At 67.3% G+C, this 18376-nt stretch carries 17 protein-coding genes; 14 read left to right on the top strand and 3 right to left on the bottom strand.

The window, feature by feature from the left end; all coding sequences use genetic code 11:
- Positions 1-52 precede the first annotated feature (52 nt).
- The 3 genes from ACIA5H_RS28570 to ACIA5H_RS28560 all read left to right on the top strand — a co-directional run bounded on the left by ACIA5H_RS28570 (position 53) and on the right by ACIA5H_RS28560 (position 4664).
- Complete coding sequence (locus tag ACIA5H_RS28570) at positions 53-2494, top strand: molybdopterin oxidoreductase family protein (RefSeq protein WP_397078677.1); 2442 nt, start codon at positions 53-55, stop codon at positions 2492-2494.
- Positions 2491-2970, top strand: a complete 480-nt coding sequence (locus ACIA5H_RS28565) for a hypothetical protein (protein WP_397078556.1) — start codon at positions 2491-2493, stop codon at positions 2968-2970. Before ACIA5H_RS28570 ends, ACIA5H_RS28565 begins: the two co-directional genes overlap by 4 nt.
- 209 nt (positions 2971-3179) lie before the next feature.
- Positions 3180-4664, top strand: a complete 1485-nt coding sequence (locus ACIA5H_RS28560) for a purine-cytosine permease family protein (protein WP_397078554.1) — start codon at positions 3180-3182, stop codon at positions 4662-4664.
- 46 nt (positions 4665-4710) lie between these two features.
- Here the strand turns inward: ACIA5H_RS28560 and ACIA5H_RS28555 are convergent, their stop codons facing one another.
- Positions 4711-5274: a PadR family transcriptional regulator gene (locus tag ACIA5H_RS28555; RefSeq protein ID WP_355080075.1), complete on the bottom strand. Its 564-nt coding sequence runs from the start codon at positions 5272-5274 to the stop codon at positions 4711-4713.
- A 122-nt stretch (positions 5275-5396) separates the two neighbouring features.
- Between ACIA5H_RS28555 and ACIA5H_RS28550 the strand changes: the two genes are divergently transcribed.
- The 5 genes from ACIA5H_RS28550 to ACIA5H_RS28530 all read left to right on the top strand — a co-directional run bounded on the left by ACIA5H_RS28550 (position 5397) and on the right by ACIA5H_RS28530 (position 9731).
- Entirely contained in the window at positions 5397-5813 is a 417-nt protein-coding gene (locus tag ACIA5H_RS28550) for a nuclear transport factor 2 family protein (protein ID WP_397078552.1), read from the top strand.
- Positions 5810-7297, top strand: coding sequence for a phytoene desaturase family protein (locus tag ACIA5H_RS28545; RefSeq protein ID WP_397078550.1), 1488 nt, complete (start codon positions 5810-5812; stop codon positions 7295-7297). The genes ACIA5H_RS28550 and ACIA5H_RS28545 overlap by 4 nt, the downstream gene beginning before the upstream one ends.
- Positions 7298-7311: 14 nt before the next feature.
- Positions 7312-8448, top strand: a complete 1137-nt coding sequence (locus ACIA5H_RS28540) for a 2Fe-2S iron-sulfur cluster-binding protein (RefSeq protein ID WP_397078548.1) — start codon at positions 7312-7314, stop codon at positions 8446-8448.
- On the top strand, positions 8445-9254 hold the full coding sequence (locus ACIA5H_RS28535) for an SGNH/GDSL hydrolase family protein (protein ID WP_397078546.1): 810 nt from the start codon (positions 8445-8447) through the stop codon (positions 9252-9254). The genes ACIA5H_RS28540 and ACIA5H_RS28535 overlap by 4 nt, the downstream gene beginning before the upstream one ends.
- Positions 9255-9383: 129 nt before the next feature.
- Entirely contained in the window at positions 9384-9731 is a 348-nt protein-coding gene (locus ACIA5H_RS28530) for a DUF1330 domain-containing protein (RefSeq protein WP_355081382.1), read from the top strand.
- On the opposite strand, the gene ACIA5H_RS28525 is transcribed toward ACIA5H_RS28530, so the two are convergent.
- Positions 9728-11275: a sensor histidine kinase gene (locus ACIA5H_RS28525; protein WP_397078544.1), complete on the bottom strand. Its 1548-nt coding sequence runs from the start codon at positions 11273-11275 to the stop codon at positions 9728-9730. The genes ACIA5H_RS28530 and ACIA5H_RS28525 overlap by 4 nt on opposite strands.
- Positions 11253-11957, bottom strand: coding sequence for a response regulator transcription factor (locus ACIA5H_RS28520; RefSeq protein WP_397078675.1), 705 nt, complete (start codon positions 11955-11957; stop codon positions 11253-11255). The genes ACIA5H_RS28525 and ACIA5H_RS28520 overlap by 23 nt, the downstream gene beginning before the upstream one ends.
- Before the next feature lie 288 nt (positions 11958-12245).
- On the opposite strand from ACIA5H_RS28520, the gene ACIA5H_RS28515 reads away from it, so the two are divergent.
- The 6 genes from ACIA5H_RS28515 (at position 12246) to ACIA5H_RS28490 (ending at position 18240) form a co-directional block, all read left to right on the top strand.
- Entirely contained in the window at positions 12246-12548 is a 303-nt protein-coding gene (locus ACIA5H_RS28515) for a hypothetical protein (protein ID WP_355081378.1), read from the top strand.
- A 309-nt stretch (positions 12549-12857) separates the two neighbouring features.
- The gene (locus tag ACIA5H_RS28510; RefSeq protein ID WP_397078541.1) at positions 12858-14096 is read left to right on the top strand and encodes a TMEM143 family protein; all 1239 of its coding nucleotides are present in this window, start codon (positions 12858-12860) and stop codon (positions 14094-14096) included.
- Positions 14097-14314: 218 nt separating this feature from the next.
- Positions 14315-14680, top strand: a complete 366-nt coding sequence (locus ACIA5H_RS28505) for a hypothetical protein (RefSeq protein WP_379252590.1) — start codon at positions 14315-14317, stop codon at positions 14678-14680.
- Positions 14681-14708: 28 nt separating this feature from the next.
- On the top strand, positions 14709-15440 hold the full coding sequence (locus ACIA5H_RS28500) for a MerR family transcriptional regulator (protein ID WP_397078538.1): 732 nt from the start codon (positions 14709-14711) through the stop codon (positions 15438-15440).
- A gap of 134 nt (positions 15441-15574) precedes the next feature.
- Positions 15575-16747, top strand: coding sequence for an aminoglycoside phosphotransferase family protein (locus ACIA5H_RS28495; RefSeq protein ID WP_379252592.1), 1173 nt, complete (start codon positions 15575-15577; stop codon positions 16745-16747).
- Positions 16748-16968: 221 nt separating this feature from the next.
- Positions 16969-18240 (top strand): cytochrome P450, encoded by a 1272-nt coding sequence (locus ACIA5H_RS28490; RefSeq protein WP_397078535.1) that lies wholly within the window; start codon positions 16969-16971, stop codon positions 18238-18240.
- Positions 18241-18376: the final 136 nt, after the last annotated feature.

The raw sequence follows: 18376 nt of genomic DNA, 5'->3' as shown, positions 1-18376 counted from the left end.
GACCCCGCCGACTCTGTTTGCCGCACCATGTGTGGGGTATGCGCGGGTCGTGATCAGGCACGACCGCATAGCCGAACCCTGGGGCCACCGGACGCCGTACGAACCGGGAAAGCCGTGGCCCGCCCGCGTGGACATGCATCTGGCGGACGGAGTTCGGGAGCAGGACGTCGACGAGTGGGTACAGTCGGCGTCGATCCTGCACAGCAACGGTGATGCGCTGGACATCGCCGTCAAGGACGGCGGCATCGTCGGGGTCCGTGGACGCGCGGGAGACCGGGTCAATCACGGTCGGCTCGGCCCGAAAGACCTGTTCGGATGGCAGGCGAACGCGTCACCCGACCGGCTGACCAGGCCGTTGATCCGTGTCGGCGGGCGCTTGGTCGAGACCGACTGGGACACGGCGATGAACCGCGTCGTCCAGCGCAGCAAGGAGCTGCTCGCCGAGCAGGGGCCCAGTGCGCTGGGTTTCTACACCAGCGGGCAGCTGTTCCTGGAGGAGTACTACACCCTCGGTGTGATCGCGCACGGGGCGATCGGCACCAACCATCTCGACGGCAACACGCGGTTGTGCACCGCCACCGCGGCCCAGGCACTCAAAGAGTCGTTCGCCAGTGACGGCCAGCCCGGCAGCTACACCGATGTCGACCACGCCGACGTCATCGCGTTGTTCGGACACAACGTCGCCGAAACCCAGACCGTCCTGTGGACTCGCATGCTCGACCGCCTGGCCGGAGCGCAACCCCCGGCGTTGCTGTGCGTCGATCCGCGCCCGACGCCCGTAGCCAAGGCCGCGACCGTGCATCTGGCTCCGCTGCCGGGAACGAATGTCGCGCTGATGAACGGATTGCTGCGCGAGATCATCGAGCACGACTGGATCGACCGCGACTACATCGACGCCCACGCCGTCGGATTCGACGAATTGGCCTCGACGGTGGCCGCCTACACCCCGGAGCGGGTGGCCGAGATCTGCGGCGTCGCCGCCGCGGACGTGCGCAGGGCGGCCGAGTTGGTGGGCACCGCGCGACGACTGCTGTCGACCGTGTTGCAGGGCTTCTACCAATCCCACCAGGCGACGGCGGCTGCGGTGCAGGTCAACAACATTCACATCCTGCGCGGGATGCTCGGCAAGCCAGGGTGCGGGATATTGCAGATGAACGGCCAACCCACCGCCGAGAACACCCGGGAGTGCGGGGCGGACGGCGACTTGGCCGGTTTCCGCAATTGGGCCAACGACGAGCACGTCGCCGAATTGGCGAAGCTGTGGAACATCGAGACGCACCGGATTCCGCACTACGCGCCCCCGACGCACGCGATGCAGATCTTCCGCTACGCGGAGCAGGGCACGATTCGAATGCTGTGGATCAGCGCCACCAATCCGGCGGTGTCACTGCCGCAATTGGGCCGCATCCGGTCCATTCTCGCTCAGGAGAGACTGTTTCTGGTGGTGCAGGATCTGTTCCGGACCGAAACCGCCGAACTCGCCGACGTCGTCCTTCCCGCGGCGACCTGGGGCGAGAAGATCGGCACCTTCACCAACGCCGATCGGACCGTGCACATCTCCGACAAAGCGATCGACCCACCCGGTCAGGCGCGAGCGGACCTGGACATCTTCCTCGACTACGCCCGGCGCATGGACTTCCGGGACAAAGACGGCGACCCATTGCCGCCGTGGCGCGACCCGGAATCGGCGTTCGAGGCTTGGAAGAAGTGCAGTGCCGGGCGGCCCTGCGACTACACCGGGATCACCTACGAACGCCTGCGTGGCGGCAGCGGCATCCAATGGCCCTGCAACGACGAGCATCCCGACGGGGCCGAGCGACTGTATGAAAACGGCGAGTTCTTCGCTTCCCCGCAGTACTGCGAAAGCTACGGCAAGGACCTGGTCACGGGAACGCCGGTGGAACCGACCGAGTATCGCGCGCTCAATCCCGATGGCAAGGCGATCATCAAGGCCGCCCGCTATGTTCCGCCGCACGAGCAGCCCGGCGACGACTATCCCTTCGCCCTGATCACCGGCCGCACCCTCTACCACTTCCACACTCGCACCAAGACGGCGCGTGCGCCGCAGTTGCAGGCGGCCGCCCCGCAGGTGTGGGTGGAACTGTCTACCGAGGACGCGACGAAACTCGGCGTGGCCGAAGGCGATATGGTGCGGATCTCCTCGCCGCGCGGCGCGATCCGGGCACGGGCGCGGATCACCGGCATTCGCACGGGCGTGCTGTTCGTGCCGTTCCACTACGGCTACTGGGACGAGCCCGCCGCTGAGCGCGAGCGGGCAGCCAACGAAATGACCATCACCGACTGGGATCCCGCCTCCAAACAGCCGATCTTCAAGACCGCCGCCGCCAAGCTCGAACGGCTCGCGGGCGCCGACGGGCATCCGGCGCCTGCCCCCACCGCCACCGCGTCCGCGCCGATCACGTCGGGGATCGCCGCCACCGTGGGCGGGACCGCGGCACTCGACGACGAACTGCTCGAGGTCCCGAACCGATGAAACTCCGCATCGCGCTGCGCGAATTGCACCGATCCGAGCGCAAACTCGCCCGGGAGTTGTCCGCGATCTCCGCACGCCACGTCACCGAACACGAAATCCGGCACGTGGCGTTGGACATTCGGCGCTGGTCCCTCGACCACATCGCCGACCTTGCCGACGCGGGCCGCCGATACGGGCTGAAGCTGCGCCCCGAGCCCCGCACCGACGCCCTCGGCGCGGCTCTGCAGGAACGTCTGAGCGCCCGGTTGGGCCGTCGGCCGGAACCGGCCCTGCTTCTGCTCGCCGATCTGCGCCGTCTGCACCGCGTCGCGGCGGGCGTGTCCCTCGACTGGGAACTGCTGGCCCAAGGAGCCCAAGCGGCACAGGACCTCGAATTGGTCGACCTCTGTCAGCGCTGCCACCCGCAAACGCTGCGGCAACTGCGCTGGGCGAACGGGATGCTGAAGACACTGTCGCCGCAGGCATTAGTGAGCTGACGACCGCACGGCCGCTCATCTGTCACCAGTCCACGGGTGCTTCCAACGCCGTGAAGCCACCGCGCTGTGGTTTTGGTTGTGTTATCAACTTTGGTTCCCCATCGGCGTTCTCGCACTTACAATGGGCCAACACATAACGGCACGTTATATAGGTGCACGGTGGTGAGACTGGGTCGGCGGTTCCTCCCACCTCGACGATGGGATTCGACATGGTCGGGAGTTCAGCAGAACCGTCGGACTGGTCCGTCGAGCGCAAGGGCGCCGAATGGGTCGCGGACGAGGAACGTCGAGGCAAGCCACGCGCCTTGTTCTGGCCGTGGGCGGGCACCAGCTGCAATGTGGTCCTGGTGTCGTTCGGTCCGTACGTCACCGCACTCGGCCTGGACTGGCATGTGGCGGCGCTGGCCGCCGCGGTGGGCGCGGTGCTCTCCTTCCTCCTGCTCGGCCTGGTGTCGTTGGCCGGGCAGCAAGGGGGAGCGGCGACCATGGTGGCCGGCCGCGCCGCGTTCGGATTCCACGGCAACAAGATTCCGGCACTGCTGAGCTACCTGGCGTTGGTCGGATGGGAGACCTTCTCGGCGGTGCTGGCGACCCTCGCGGCCCGCACGGTGGCGCACCGGCTCGACCCGGATATGGACACCGCGCCGCTCATGGTCGTCACTCTCGTCACTGTCATCGTGGTGACCACGGTGATCGGAATCTACGGCTGTCACGTGATCCTGCGGATCCAGAAGTGGTTCGCCCTCGCATTCACCGCGCTGTCGGTGGTCTATGTAGTGCTGACGCTGCCCAGGATCTCGTTCGCGACGCACGGACAGGTCAGCGTGGGCGCGTTCGTGGGCGGGGTGATGCTGGTCGCCAACACGCTGGGCTTGAGCTGGGTCAACTGCGCGGCCGACTACACCCGCTACCTGCCCCGCGCCGCAGGCAAACGCGCGCTGGTCGGCTGGATCACGTTCGGTGGCACCGCTCCCGCCCTCGTTCTGATGGGACTCGGCACGGTGCTCGCGGCGGGGGATCCGGACATCGCGGCGACGGCGGCCACCGATCCGATCAGCGCGCTGTCGGCCCACTTGCCCACCTGGTTTCTGGTGCCCTACCTGATCCTGGCGCTGGTGGGCTTCGTGTCGGGCTCGATCATCGGCCTCTACTCCTCCGGGCTCGCGCTGCAGACGTTGGGCGTCCGGATATCCCGGCACTACACCGTTCTGATCGACGCGGCCCTGATCGCCGCTGCCGGCGGCTATGTGGCATTCGCGGCCCCCGGGTTCTTCGCTCCGTTCCAGGCGTTCCTGACCACCACCGGTGTGGTGATGGCCGCATGGACCGGAATCTTCGTGGTCGACCTGTGGCAGCGTCGCCGCGTCGGCTACGACCGGACGGCCCTGTACAGCCCGGTCGGCGGCTACGGCAAGGTGAACCGCGTCGGGGTCGGCTGTCTGATCGTCGCGACCATCGCCGGGCTCGGCTTGGTCACCTCGCCCGATCCGCATGTCGGCCCGCTGCTCGGCTACCTGTTCACGCCCGCCGCCCGCGCGGGTGGCCTGGGCAGCAGCAACCTGGGGGTGTTCGTCGCGCTGGTCTTGGCGAGCGTGGGATACGCGGCGCTGCATCGGGTAAGTCCACTCGCGCGGGCGAGCGCGACCGAGCGGATCGAGGACCGCGAACCGGAACCGGCCCGAGCGGCGGTGTAGAAAGAACGCCGTATCGGCTGGTGGTGTGGGCTTTTCGCCGCGACGGTCACACGTGCGCGGCGATCCGCCGATCGATCACCGACAGCGTGAACTCTCCCCATCGAATGTTCTCCTGCTCGAAGGAGATTCCGCGCAGCAGTGTGAGATAGGGGCCGACTCGCTCGGCCTCGGCCAGGTACGCCTGCTCGCTGCGGCCGTCCAGCAACCGGGAACGCAGGCGTTCGTAGCGGGCCAGTTTCGACTTGGACCACTCCAGCTTGTCCGCTACCGCGGCACGCACGGCGGGGGCGTCCTCGACGTCCATGCCCTGCACCTTCACCATCATCTCGTCGCGGATGGCGGTGGGCTTCGCCGGCTTCTCGACGAATTCGTGGAGAGCCGCGCGCCCGGCGGGGGTGATGGCGTGCAGGCGCTTGTTGGGCCTGCGCTCCTGCTGCACGACCCGGGTCTCGATGAGGCCATCGGCCGCCATCCGCTCCAGCTCCTTGTACAGCTGCTGGGGCGTGGCCATCCAGAAGTTGGCCACCGAGGCGTCGAAGCTCTTGGCCAGGTCGTAGCCGGAAGCCTCGCCCTCGAGCAGGGCGGCCAGCACCGCGTTACGTAGCGCCATCGGCTCAGGCTACCACTCGAGAAGATTAATCAAATATCTGTCCTTCGAGCTATGGACAGGTCGACTCGACCTGGATACGGTTCAAGTCACCTATTAAATTTCTTGAGTATAGGAGGTGGGAGATGCACCCCTTCCGCGTAGCCGTGGAAGCTCGTGACGAGGCCGCCATCGAGGCGCTGCTGGCCGACAACGTGGTGTTCACCAGTCCGGTGGCATTCCAGCCGTACCCGGGCAAGGCGATCACCGCGGCCATCCTGCGCGCGGTGATCCGCGTGTTCGAAGATTTCCGCTATGTGCGCGAGATCGCCGACGCGAACGGTCGTGATCACGCGTTCGTGTTCGAGGCCACCGTCGACGGCAAGCGGCTGACCGGCTGCGACTTCCTGCACTTCGACGAGGAGGGCAAGATCGACGACTTCATGGTCATGGTGCGTCCGCTCTCGGCGGCACAGGCCCTCGCGGCGCGTATGGGTGAGCAGTTCGAGCGGATCAAGGCCGAGGCCGCCGCGCAGCTCGAGCGGGAAGCCGCCGGCGCGTGAGCGACTACGACGCCATCGTCATCGGCGCGGGCAATGCCGGGCTGACCGCCGCCGCGACCCTGCAGCGCGCGGGCGCGCGAACCCTCTTGCTCGAGCGGCACAATATTCCCGGTGGCTGCGGAACATCCTTTCGCCGTGGACGGTTCGAGTTCGAGGTCGCGTTGCACCAGCTGTCCGGCGTTGGCGTCGATGGGCAGCCGATGTCGTTGCGAGAAGGGCTGTTCCGGCAACTCGGCATCGCCGACAAGCTGGAGTTCGTGCAGGAACACGACCTCTATCGTGCCGTGATTCCCGGTCGGCTGGATCTCACCTTGCCCGCGGACTGGGACGGCGCGGTCGCCGCCATCGAGGCCGAGTTCCCCGGCAACCGCGACCGGGCCGCGAAATTCTTCGACCTGATCCGGCAGGTGAGCTTCTGGCAGATCGCCGCCATGCGGAGGATGCCGGTCGAGCAGATCGACCCGGTGCTGTTCGAGTACGGATTGCGGCCGTTGAAGGACGTGCTCGACGAGTTCTTCGATGACGACCGCATCAAGGTCGCGCTGGGCATGTACTGGACCTATCTCGGGCAGCCGCCATCGAGACTGCGATTCCAGGATCTGGCGCTGACACTGTTCGCCTACTTCGAGTTCAAGCCCTGGCATGTGCGCGGTGGGTCGCAGGCGATGTCCACCGCCATCCTCGACGCCTTCCTCGCCGCGGGGGGCGAAGTGCGGTTCAACACCGGCGTGGAGGCCGTTCTCACCGAATCCGGCCGGGTTCTGGGTGTGCGGCTGGAAGACGGTTCGGAGGTCACCGCTGCCGACGTCGTCTCCAACGCGTCGCTGCCGACCACCTACGGCATGCTCGAAGGCGTCGACGTGCCCGCCGAGGTGCACAACGATCTGGCCACCAGGCGAATCGGTGTCTCCGGCTTCGTGCTGCACATGGGTCTGGACGCGACTCCGGCCGAATTGGGTTTCACCACCAGCACGACGTTCGTCAACATGGACGCCGACGACGACCGCACCTACCGGGCATGGAAATCGTTCGAGCCCGCGCGGGGCATCTGCGTCAGCTCCTACGATGTCGCGCCGATCGGATTCGCGCCCGCCGGCGCCACGCACGTCAGCCTGATGACGTTGCAGTACGCCGACATCTGGAAGAACATCGCCGCATCGGAGTACGCGCGCACCAAGTTCGCCTACGCCGAAACCCTGCTCGACCTGTGCGAAACCGTCACCCCCGGCATCCGCGACGCCATCGAAGAGGTCGACGTCGCGACACCGTTGACCATGATGCGCTACCTGGGGCATCCGGGCGGCGCGATCTACGGCTACGACCAGGACGCCACCGAAGGCTGGCTGTTCCGCGACAGCGAACGCCGAACCCATGTTCCCGGACTCCATCTGGCCGGCTCCTGGGCCGGGATCGGCGGATTCCAGCCCACCCTGGAGGCCGGCGCGCGCGTCGCCCGCCGTCTCCTGCGCTCCAAAGCCGCCTGATCGGAGGACACTACGTGAAGCACCCACTCGCAGAACGGTTCGACGGGGCGGCGGAGATCCTCGCCGAGATCGATGCCCGCGTCCCCGATACGCGCGACTATGCCGCCGAAACACGCGCCACCATCGACGCCTACCACCCCAAGCGGCTGCGGTTGGTGGTCACCGCGATCATCGAGGAGACCGCCACCGCCAAGACCTTGCGGCTCGAGCGCGCCGACCGGCTCGAGCTGCCGCCCTTCCTGGCGGGCCAGTACGTGAACGTCTTCATCGACGGCACCAGCCGCCCGTTCGCGATCTCCTCCAGCCCGTCCCGGCTGACCCACTACGACCTCACCGTCCGCCGTGTCCCCGGCGGACGCGTCAGCAACCTGCTCGTCGACACCGCCGAGATCGGGCAGGTGCTCACCACCACCGGCCCGATGGGCACCTTCCACCACAACCCGCTTTTTCACGGCAACGACGTGGTGTTCCTCGCGGGCGGTTCGGGCGTGGCTCCGGCTATGAGCATGATTCGTGAGATCGCCGATCTGGGCCTCGATCGCGCCTTCCACCTGATCTACGGCTCCCGCGACGCCTCCGACATCATCTTCGGCGCGGAACTGGACGAGATCGCCGCCACCCACCCCGGCATCGACGTGGACCATGTCATCGCCGAACCCGCCGCCGGCTGGACCGGAGCCACCGGCTTCCTCACCGCGGAAACCATCGACCGGCTGGTGGGCGAACTCGACGGCCGTATGGTCTACGTGTGCGGCCCGCAGGCGCTGTACCCCTACGCCCTCGGGCAGCTCACCGCGCTGGGCCACCCGCGCAAACGCATCCGTTTCGAGGCCAACGGCGCGCCGAGCGATCCCACCGCCCAATCGCACTGGCCCGCCGGTATCGATCCGGCGGAGGAGGTCACCGTCACCGTCGGCAACACCTCCTTCCGCACCCCGCGCAACCGTCCACTACTGGACGCTCTGGAAGACAACGGTATTCGTCCCGAGGCCGCCTGCCGTTCCGGCGAATGCAGCCTGTGCCGGGTGCGGATTCTGAAGGGTGAGGTGCACAACGCCGAGGAGGCGAAACTTCGGCTCTCCGACGCTCGATTCGATTACACCCATTCGTGTGTGGCCTACCCGATCACCGATGTGGAGTTGGGCTTGTGACCTACCGAACCTATGTCGCGCTCGGCGACAGTCAGACCGAGGGCGTCGGCGACGGCGACGACCGGACCGGATTGCGCGGCCTGGCCGACCGCCTCGCCGAACGCCTCGCGCAGGCCGATCCCGGCCTGCTCTACGCCAATCTCGCGGTTCGGGGCAAACTCGCCCGGCAGATCCGCGCCGAGCAACTCGATGCCGCCCTGGCGCTGCGACCGGACCTCGCGACCGTGGTCGCCGGAGTCAACGACCTGCTGCGGCCGAATTTCGACGCCGACGAGGTCGCCGGACACTTGGACGCGATGTTCGCCGCCCTCACCGCCAACGGCGCGGTCGTGGCGACGCTGACCTTCCCCGACCTCGCGCGCATCACCCCGCTCGCGCGCCCGCTCGGCGGTCGCGTCACCGCGCTCAACCAGCGCATCCGCGCCTCGGCGGCACGGCACGGCGTCGTCCTCGCCGAAACCGCCCACCACGCCGCCGTCACCGATCCCCGCCTGTGGAGCACCGACCGGCTACACGCCAACTCGCTCGGACATCAGCGCATCGCCGACGCTCTCGCGCACGCCTTGGGTCTACCCGGCGCCGACGAAAGCTGGGCCGCGCCCTTGACGCCGCCGCTGCCCGCCGGCACCCGAATGGCCACGGTGATGAGCGAAATGCGTTGGGCCGCGACCTTCCTGGGTCCTTGGCTCGGTAGGCGGCTCACCGGACGCTCCTCCGGCGACGGACGTACCGCCAAACGCCCGCACCTTCTCCCGGTGCACGGCCGCACGGCGACCGCCGCGCCCACGGACCGGTTCCAGCCGTGACCACGGTGTCGGGGCGCTCTGTGCGGGCTCGTATTGCCGCTCGTCGGTTCCCCAGTACACCCCGCGAGACGAGCGCCGCTTACCCGGCAGGTAATCGACTCTGGTCGATCGCCATGCCACGATCACGCTATGACCGCTTACGCCATAGCTCACCTGCAAGACGCCGCCGCGCACCCGGAGATCGCGGACTACATGGAACGTCTTTCGTCGACCCTCGAGCCGTATGGCGGCCACTACCTCGTGCACGCGACACCGCACGAGGTGAAAGAAGGCAGCTGGCCCGGCGCCGTGGTGATGCTGGGCTTCCCCGGGATCGCCGAGGCGCGAGCGTGGTGGGACTCGCCCGCGTACCGGGAGATCGCACCGCTGCGCACCCGGCACATCGAGGGTGACCTCATCCTCGTCGAAGGTGTCCCCCCCGGCTACGCCCCGACCGCCGCCGTGAAAGCCATCCGGGAGGCCGTGTCCGCCGACTAGCCGCTTCCGGCACCGGGCAGACGCATGGTGAATGTGGTGTGGCCGGGTTCGCTGGCCACCGAGATGTCACCGCCGTGCGCCTTGACGACCGCCGCGACGATCGCCAGACCGAGGCCGGTGCTGCCCGCACGCCGCGAGCGCGACGAGTCGCCACGCGCGAAACGCTGGAACACAGTCGGCTGCAAGCTCTCCGGGATTCCGGGTCCGTCGTCGGTCACCCGCAGCACGGCTCCTCCGTCGCCGTGGAATTCCAGCGAGGTGAGCACCGTTGTGCCAGGGCCGGTGTGAACCCGCGCGTTGGTCAGCAGGTTCGCCAGCACCTGATGCAGCCGAGCCGCGTCACCGGTGGTCACCACCGGCTCGTCGGGCAACTCCAGATCCCAGTGAAGTTCTGGTCCCGCGATGTGCGCGTCGCTCACCGCGTCCACCGTGAGCTGGGTCAGGTCCACCGGCTCGTGTTCGAGCCCGCGTCCGGAATCCAGCCGGGCCAGCAGCAGCATGTCCTCGACCAGACCCGTCATCCGCCGGGACTCGGACTCCACCCGGGCCATCGCATTGGCCACCTCGCCGGGCACCTCGGCTCGTTTGCGTTGTGCCAGTTCGGCATAGCCGCGAATGGCGGCCAGCGGGGTGCGCAGCTCGTGGCTGGCGTCGGCGAGGAATTGCCGGACCCGGGTCTCGCTGTCGTGGCGTGCCGACAACGCACCCGTGATGTGATCGAGCATCCGGTTGACCGCCGCGCCGAGCTGTCCGACCTCGGTGCGCGGATCGGCGTCCGCGACCGGAACCCGGACGGGCAGTACCACCTCGCCGCGCCGCAGTTCGAGTCCGGCCACCCGCGCGGCCGTCGCCGCGACCCGATCCAGCGGCGCGAGAGCGTGCCGGATGAGCCAGATGCCGACCAGTGTCGCGACGATCGAGACGACCGCCGTGACGATCGCCAAGATCAACAGAACGCGCAACAGCGTCGCGTCGACGGCGGTCAACGGCAGGCCGGTGACCACGATGTCGCCCGACCAGGTGGTGTCCGCGACCACTCGATACCGCCCCTGGCCGCGGAGATCGACGTCGACCGGATTCCCGGTGGCCGCCACCGCGGCGAGCTGCTCTTGCGCGGCCCGCGACAACGCTTCCTGCGTGCCGTCGGCCGCGTTGCGGCCCGCCTTGGTGACGCTGCCTTCGTGGACGATGGCGCCGATCATGTCGGGCTGGATACCGCGCCGGTTGAGGAAGTCGGGTCCCGGGCCGTTGTTCGGCGGCGGTGGCGGGGGTGGAGGCAGCGGCGGCGGCTGCTCACCGCTGGGGCGGGGGCCTAGGCTCGGGCCACCGCCGACCTCGCCGAGCGAACGCTTCTGCACATCGATCAGTTCGGTGTCCAGTTGGTGTACCAGGAACTGGCGCAGCGCGAATTCGGTCGCGGCGCCGATACCGACGACCACGATCACCAGTAACAGCACCTGCCCGACCAACAGCCGTGCCCGCAGCGACCAGCGCCGTGGCATCAGCACCCGGCGCGCCGCCTCAGCCTGCGGGCTTGAGGACATACCCGGCACCGCGCAGGGTGTGGATCATCGGCGCGCGTCCACTGTCGATCTTCTTCCGCAAGTAGGAGACATACAGCTCGACTATGTTGGACCGGCCGCCGAAGTCGTAACTCCACACCCGATCCAAAATCTGTGCCTTGCTCAGTACCCGTTTCGGGTTGCGCATGAAGAACCGGAGCAATTCGAACTCGGTGGAGGTCAAGACGATCACTTCGCCCGCTCGGGTGACCTCGTGACTGTCTTCGTCCAGCACGAGATCACCGACCACCAGCTGCGCGTCACTGTTCTCGGTGGCGACGCCGGTTCGGCGCAGGAGCGAGCGCAGCCGCAGCACCACCTCTTCGATGCTGAAAGGCTTGGTGACGTAGTCGTCGCCGCCCGCGGTCAGCCCGGCGATGCGGTCCTCGACCGAGTCCTTGGCGGTCAGCAGGAGCACCGGCAGGTCCGAATACTGTGCGCGTAGTTTGCCCAGCACCTCTAGCCCGGTCATGTCCGGCAGCATCACATCGAGCACCACCACATCGGGGCGGGCTTCGCGGGTCTTGGCGACGGCGGTCCGGCCGTCACCCGCGGTAGTGACCTCCCATCCCTCGTAGCGCAACGCCATCGACATCATCTCGGCCAAAACGGGCTCGTCGTCGACCACGAGCACGGTGATCGGGCTGCCGTCGGCGCGGCGCACGACAATTCGTTCGGCCGGCCCGTTCCCGGTGGTCGTCGCGGACATCGTTTCACCATGGCGAGCAACGCTTGGGGTCCGCTGTGGTGCGGCTATGTGTTTGCTGTGAGGGTGCGACCAGCGGAAACGGGCTCGCGCGGCGGAGGCGCGGGTATGCGAAGCCGGTCGGTTCACAGCTGGCACACAGCTTCCGCCAACGAGGGACAAATGTTGAGACTCAACGATTCTCGTGTCGGCCTCAGAGCGGTGGCCGACGGTTTCGGACCTGATCCGACAACAGGAGGAACGCAGATGAGTTTCACATCGAAGCTGGCAATGAGCGCCGTGGCCGGTGCGCTCGCGCTCGGCGCCCTCGGCATCGGAGCCGGTGTGGCCGGCGCTGATGCGCCCCAGGGACCGGTGCCCGGACAGCAATGCCCGCCTCCCGGCGATCACCAGGGCCCTCCGCCCGGTGACCACCAGGGCCCGCCCCCCGGCGACCACCAGGGTCCCCCTCCCGGCGACCGTCAGGGCCCGCCGCCCGGTGACCGTCAGGGTCCTCCGCCCGGTGATCACCCGGACGGCCCGCCGCCGCAGTGCCAGCCCGGACAGTGATCCGCTGCACCTCGCAACACATGAGCTGAACAATTGAACAGATCGAGCGCGGCGGCGGACCGAACGTCCACCGCCGCGCTCGGCGTATCCGCGGTGCACTGTGGTGGTCCGTGCAGGGTCGCGTACCCCGGCCAACTGCGCGGCGTAGCGCGAATCCGGATCTTGCATCGTGATGTCCTCGGTGCTCGGGCCAGGCGTCCGCGAATCGCCTCCACCGTCGTCGTGGACCGACCCCGTCGGCTGTGCGGTGGATTGCGGCCTCCCCATAGGGTTGTGACCGACGGGCGGGTCCGCCGAGAGGAGTTGCCGATGGACGCCGAACACTTCCTGCCGTTCCGTAAGAGCGCGGTGATATCGCTGTGTGCCGACGAACTCCCCGAAGCGGAGCGCGAGTCGTTCACAGAGTTCGCGCGTCTGCTGGCGGCGTTGGTGCACAACGAGTTCCATGTGCGCGGTGAGGCTTTGCTCGATGCCTATCAGGTGGTCGATCCAGCGGAGGACGAACGGGCGATCCGCGTTGCCACCCCCGAGCACCGGGCCGCCGCGCGGGCGCGGGTGGAGAGCGAGCTGGTCGCGCTGGCCGAGTCGGCGGATTTCACCCGCATCGATGCCGCTGAGATCGATCGTGCGTTCGCCGAGCACTCGCTGGTGAAGGTGCGGTTGGAAGTCGACGCTGACGACATCGAAACGGCGATGTTCTTCCGCCGCGGGGTCGCGCGGCGCACCGAGCAGGTGCGGTGGCTGTTCGGTCTACGGCGGCGCAGCATCGAATTCATCAGCTACGGCAAGGTTCTGGTGTACGTCGCGTTCACCGAGCGCGCGGAGGCGGTCGCGGATCGGCCCAACGGCGGTGTGCTGGTGAAGTTGTTCCAGAACGTCCCGAGAAACGACCTCGAGATGCTGTATCCCAGCGTTCGCGTGCGGATGCGGCCACTGGACAAACTGCTGATCGGTGTGCCCGCGGTGGTCTCGGGGATCGTCGTGGTCGCCACCAAGCTGGTCGCTTCGCTGGGGCCGCTGCTCTTGCTGCTGGCGTTCTGGGTGGGGTTGCGCGAGGAATCCGTGCGGCTGGATCAAGCCACGCTGGTGACCCTCGGCGCCGGGTTGGCTGCCTTCGGCGGTTATCTGGTGCGTCAGTTCGCGAAGTTCAAGAACCGCAAGATCAAGTTGATGAAGACGCTGTCGGAGCATCTCTATTTCCGCAACCTCGACAATGATGCGGGAGTGTTCCACCATCTGCTCGGTGCCGCCGAGGATTCGGAGGTGAAGGAAGCCGTGCTGGCATACCACTTCCTGCGCACCGCCGACCGGCCGCTCACCGCCACCGAACTCGATCGGCGCGTGGAGGACTGGTTCCGGCGGCAATGGGGCACAACCTTCGATTTCCAGATCCGCGACGGACTGCGCAGACTCCGGAGGTGGGAACTACTCGTCGAAAACGAGCACGGCACGCTGAGCGCCGTGCCGCCGACCGAGGCGAAACAGCGTCTCGATCATCACTGGGACAACCTTTTTTCCATGTCCGCCAACCGGCTGACGAAGGCGTGAGCCTGTGCAACCAGGCCGCCGAGCCGACGGTGTCGGCGGCGAGCTCGGCGAGCTTGTTCGAATGCTCAGTGAACTGCGGCTGACGCGAACACAGGCCTATTCAGGAAACCGGCGGCCAACCGACCGGCACAGCTCAACCACTGTTCACGGGGTGGCACGGTTGTCTCGATAACGTCGAGCCCGTCGACGCATCGACGAAACCTACGTCAGGGGTTGCGATGGGCCACGACGGACTCTCGCGCAGGACCATGCTCATGCTCACCGTGTCGGCCGTGCTCCCGGTGGACGGATTCGCGTTGCTCGCGTCCGAGTCCGAGAACGAGATGATGCGGCTGACCCTCGACACCGACGGGGCAAGGGTGACGATCGAATGCGCCATCAAACCCGAGATTCGTGCCGCCGCGGTGACCGATCTGCCGCCCGACCTGCCACCGGCTACCCTCGGCCTGCTGGCCGGCGACGCGGACGAGTACATCGTCACCGAAGGCGGTCTGCAAGGACAACGCGGGTTCTTCACCCGTGACGATTCCGCCGCCGTGACCGGAATCGATCTCGCCGGTCGCTTGTTCGCCCGGGTGCGATGACGGCGGCGGGCACCGAAGGGAGACAAGCATGATCACGATCGGGCAGCTCGCGCGGTATGCGGGCGTGACGATCAAGGCCGTGCGCGTCTACCACGAACGCGGCCTGCTGCCCGAGCCGCCGCGCGACTCCTCCGGCTATCGCCGCTACAGCGCCGAGGACGCCATCGATCTGGTCAAGATCAAGACATTGGCGCGATCCGGCGTGCCCCTGGCGCGGATCAAGGAATTGCTGACCGCCAATTCCGACGAGTTCGCGGCGGCGATCGCCGAGATCGACCGCATGCTCGCCGAACGCGCCGAGGAGATCCGCCGCACCCGCGAGCAGATCGCCGAACTGGGGTCAGGCGATCGACTGTTCGTGTCCGCCGATGTCGCCGAATACCTCGCGCGCCTGCGCGCACTCGGGGTGAGCGACCGGGCGGTCCGGATGGAGCGCGACATCTGGATTCTGCTGCAATCGGTCGCTCCGGAACAGGCGTCGGACTGGGTCGCCGACAAGCTCGACGCCATCGACGATCCGCGATTCCGGGCCATCTACCTCGACTACGACGCGGCATTCGACTGGTCCCCCGACGACCCGCGGCTGGTGGACCTCGCCGACCGCACCCGCCGGTGGATCATCGGCAGACGCACCGGAGCCGGCCGGACCACCCCGGCGCTGGATCCGAAACTGGTCCGCCTGGTGAACGAATCCGTCGGAGTCACCTCGCCCGCCTGGGAACGGCTGACGAAGATCGCGCAGAAGGCGACCACCGAGTAGCAACCGCCCGCATCGGCTCGGCAATCGCATTGCGGTACAGCTGTTTCGAGAGTGCGTTACTGTCCTGCGGACCCGTGCGCCGGCGATCCGGCTGCTCGGGCGGTCATGTCGTACTCCGGAATCGAGGCAAGCGTATGAACCACAAGCTCTGGTTGCTCGGACGGTCCGTCACGGTCGGTGCTCACATCATCGGCGAGAAAGTGTTCCGGCCGAAGGCGCGCGACGTCGAGGACGTCCCGGTGTCGGGTGAGACGCTGACCCCACAGTGGCTGACGGCCGTGCTGTGCCGCGATGTCCCCGGGGCCGAAGTGCTCTCGTTCGAAACCGCGAACGGCAGCCGCGGAACATCAACCCGCGTCGCGATTCGCGTCGACTACAACGACGCGGGACGGCAGGCGGGCTTGCCGACCGACCTCTTCGCGAAGACGACGACGGCCTTCTCGCAACGCATCCTGCTCGGTGGCGGGAAGATGATCGACGGCGAAACCCGCTTCTTCCGTGACTTCCGCCCCCAGGTCGACATCGAGGCGCCGATCGGCTATTGGGGTGCCGCGGATTCCGCGTCCTGGCGATCGATCGCCTTGATGGAGGACATCGCCTCGACCCGTGGTGCGCAGTTCGTCGAGCCGAACGCCCCGGTCGCCCGGGACCAGATCGAAGACCTGGTGCGCAATCTGGCTCGACTCCACCGCACCTTCTGGAATCACCCGTCGATCGCGGACCTCAAGACCACCACCGAGGCGCTGCGGGCATACCTCGCCGCCATCGACATGAAGAAGCGTTGCGAGGTCGGCCTGCGCCGCGCCGCGGCGGTGGTTCCGGAGGCCCTGCACGACCAGGCCGACCGGCTGTGGGCCGGTGTCGAGCGTGCGATCGACAACGCGACGAACGAGCTTCCGCAGACTCTGTTGCACGGTGACCCGCACATCGGGCAGACATATCGAACCGCCGCCGGGCGAATGGGATTCGTCGACTGGCAGGTGGTGATGCGGGGAGGCTGGGCACACGACTTCGCCTATACCGTGAATTCGGGATGCGAGCCCGAGGACCGGCGCGCTTGGGACCGCGAACTGCTGGCGGCCTACCTGGACGAACTCGGAGCCCTCGGCGGCCAAGCGCCGTCGTTCGAGGACGCGTGGCTGGCGTACCGGCAACAGTCCATGTTCGCGTACGCGGCGTGGGCGTTCACGATCGGCAGGGCGGCGTATCAACCCAAGATGCAGCCGGTGGAGACTTGTCTGACGCTGTTGAAGCGAATCACCACGGCCATCGACGACCACGACTCACTGGACGCTCTCGGCGTCTGAGCCCCGAGTTCGTCCACCGCCTCCGTGTTGTCGCGGCCGGGTCGATTCCGGCCGCGCAGCGGATCGGCGGGCATTCTGCGAAGCTTGTTCTCGTCCGCGGTGAGGGTCACGGTCCACGCGCGCTATACCATCGCTTGGTTCCGGCACAGTCGCCGTGAGTTCGCTCCAGTGCAGTGTCCAGGCAGGGAGCGGTAGTTCAGCAGTCACGTTGTGCAACACCAATGTTTGGAGTTCGCTCTTTGAGTACGCCGCAATCTCATGCTCCGGCTGAGTCGTGCCCGGTCCTCCACGGCTCGCCGATCGAATCCGACGAACAGCGAGTGCCCATGTACTCGCCCGAGTTCGCGGCCGATCCGCACCGTGTGTACCGCGAGATGCGCAGGCGCTACGGGTCTTTGGCGCCGGTGGAGTTGGCCCCCGGCGTCCCGGCCACCTTGGTGATCGGCTACGGCACCGCGGTGCGGATCCTCAACGATCCCGACCATTTCCCGGCCGACCCGCGCGCCTGGCAGAAGAACATCCCCGCGGATTGCCCCATTCTTCCCCTGCTCGAGTGGCGGCCCATGGCCAGTCGCAGCGCCGGGACCGATTTCACCCGCTACCGTGGGGCGATCACCGCCAGCATCGACGAGGTCGACCTGTATGCCCTCCATTCCGTCGTGGAAGGACTGGCCACCCCGCTGATCAACTCGTTCTGCGAAGACGGGTCCGCCGAGCTGATCCGCCAGTACGTGTTCCCGCTCGTCTTCCAAGCGGTGAACTATCTGCTCGGCTGCCCGCCGGAGATCGGGGCGCAGGTCGCCGCCGGTACGGCCGCCCTCCTCGAGGGTGTCGACGCCGAGAAGGGCAATCAGATGCTCGGCGAGGCGCTGATGAGCCTCGTGACACTCAAACGCGCCGAACCCCAGCGCGACATCACCTCGGTACTGCTGCGGCATCCCGCCCGGCTCGACGACGTCGAGGCGTCGCACCACGTGTCCCAGGTGTACGGCAGCGGCATCGAATTCCAGCTGAACCTGATCACCAACACCCTGCTGCTGATCCTCACCGACGAGCGCTTCGGCGACAGCATCCTCGGCGGAAACCTGTCGTCCCGCGATGCCATCGACGAGGTCTTGTTCAACGACCCGCCACTGGCGAACCTGCTGATCACCTATCCCCGTCACCCGATCCTCATCGACGACGTCTGGTTGCCCGCGCATCAGCCCGTCGTCATCAGCATGGCCGCGTGCAACAACGACCCCGCGATCCGCACCGGCGACTTGACCGGCAACCGCTCCCACCTGGCCTGGGGTCTCGGCCCGCACGCCTGCCCCGCGCGTCCGCTGGCCTACCTGATCGCGCAAGAGGCCATCGACCAACTCCTCGACGCACTGCCGGAGATCGAACTGAACCTGCCGAACCGAACCCCCGACTGGCGACCGGGCCCCTTCCACCGCGCCCTGACCGAATTGCCGGTCACCTTCCCCCCGACCTCTCCGCTGAACATCTGACAAGAATTCCTGGGCGCGGTGCCCAGAATTGTCGAGCATCCGCCCAGGCAAGGTCGGTCAGCCCCGAATCGGGAGTGCAACCGGCATATCGCTGTCCCGAGCCGGTGGCTGGTGCGACAGTGATAGAAAAGTATGA

The sequence above is a fragment of the Nocardia sp. NPDC051900 genome, from assembly GCF_044452545.1.
Taxonomy (GTDB): Bacteria; Actinomycetota; Actinomycetes; order Mycobacteriales; family Mycobacteriaceae; genus Nocardia; species Nocardia sichangensis.
Note: the sequence above shows the minus strand (reverse complement) of the source record. Positions and strands in the feature narration are given on the sequence as shown.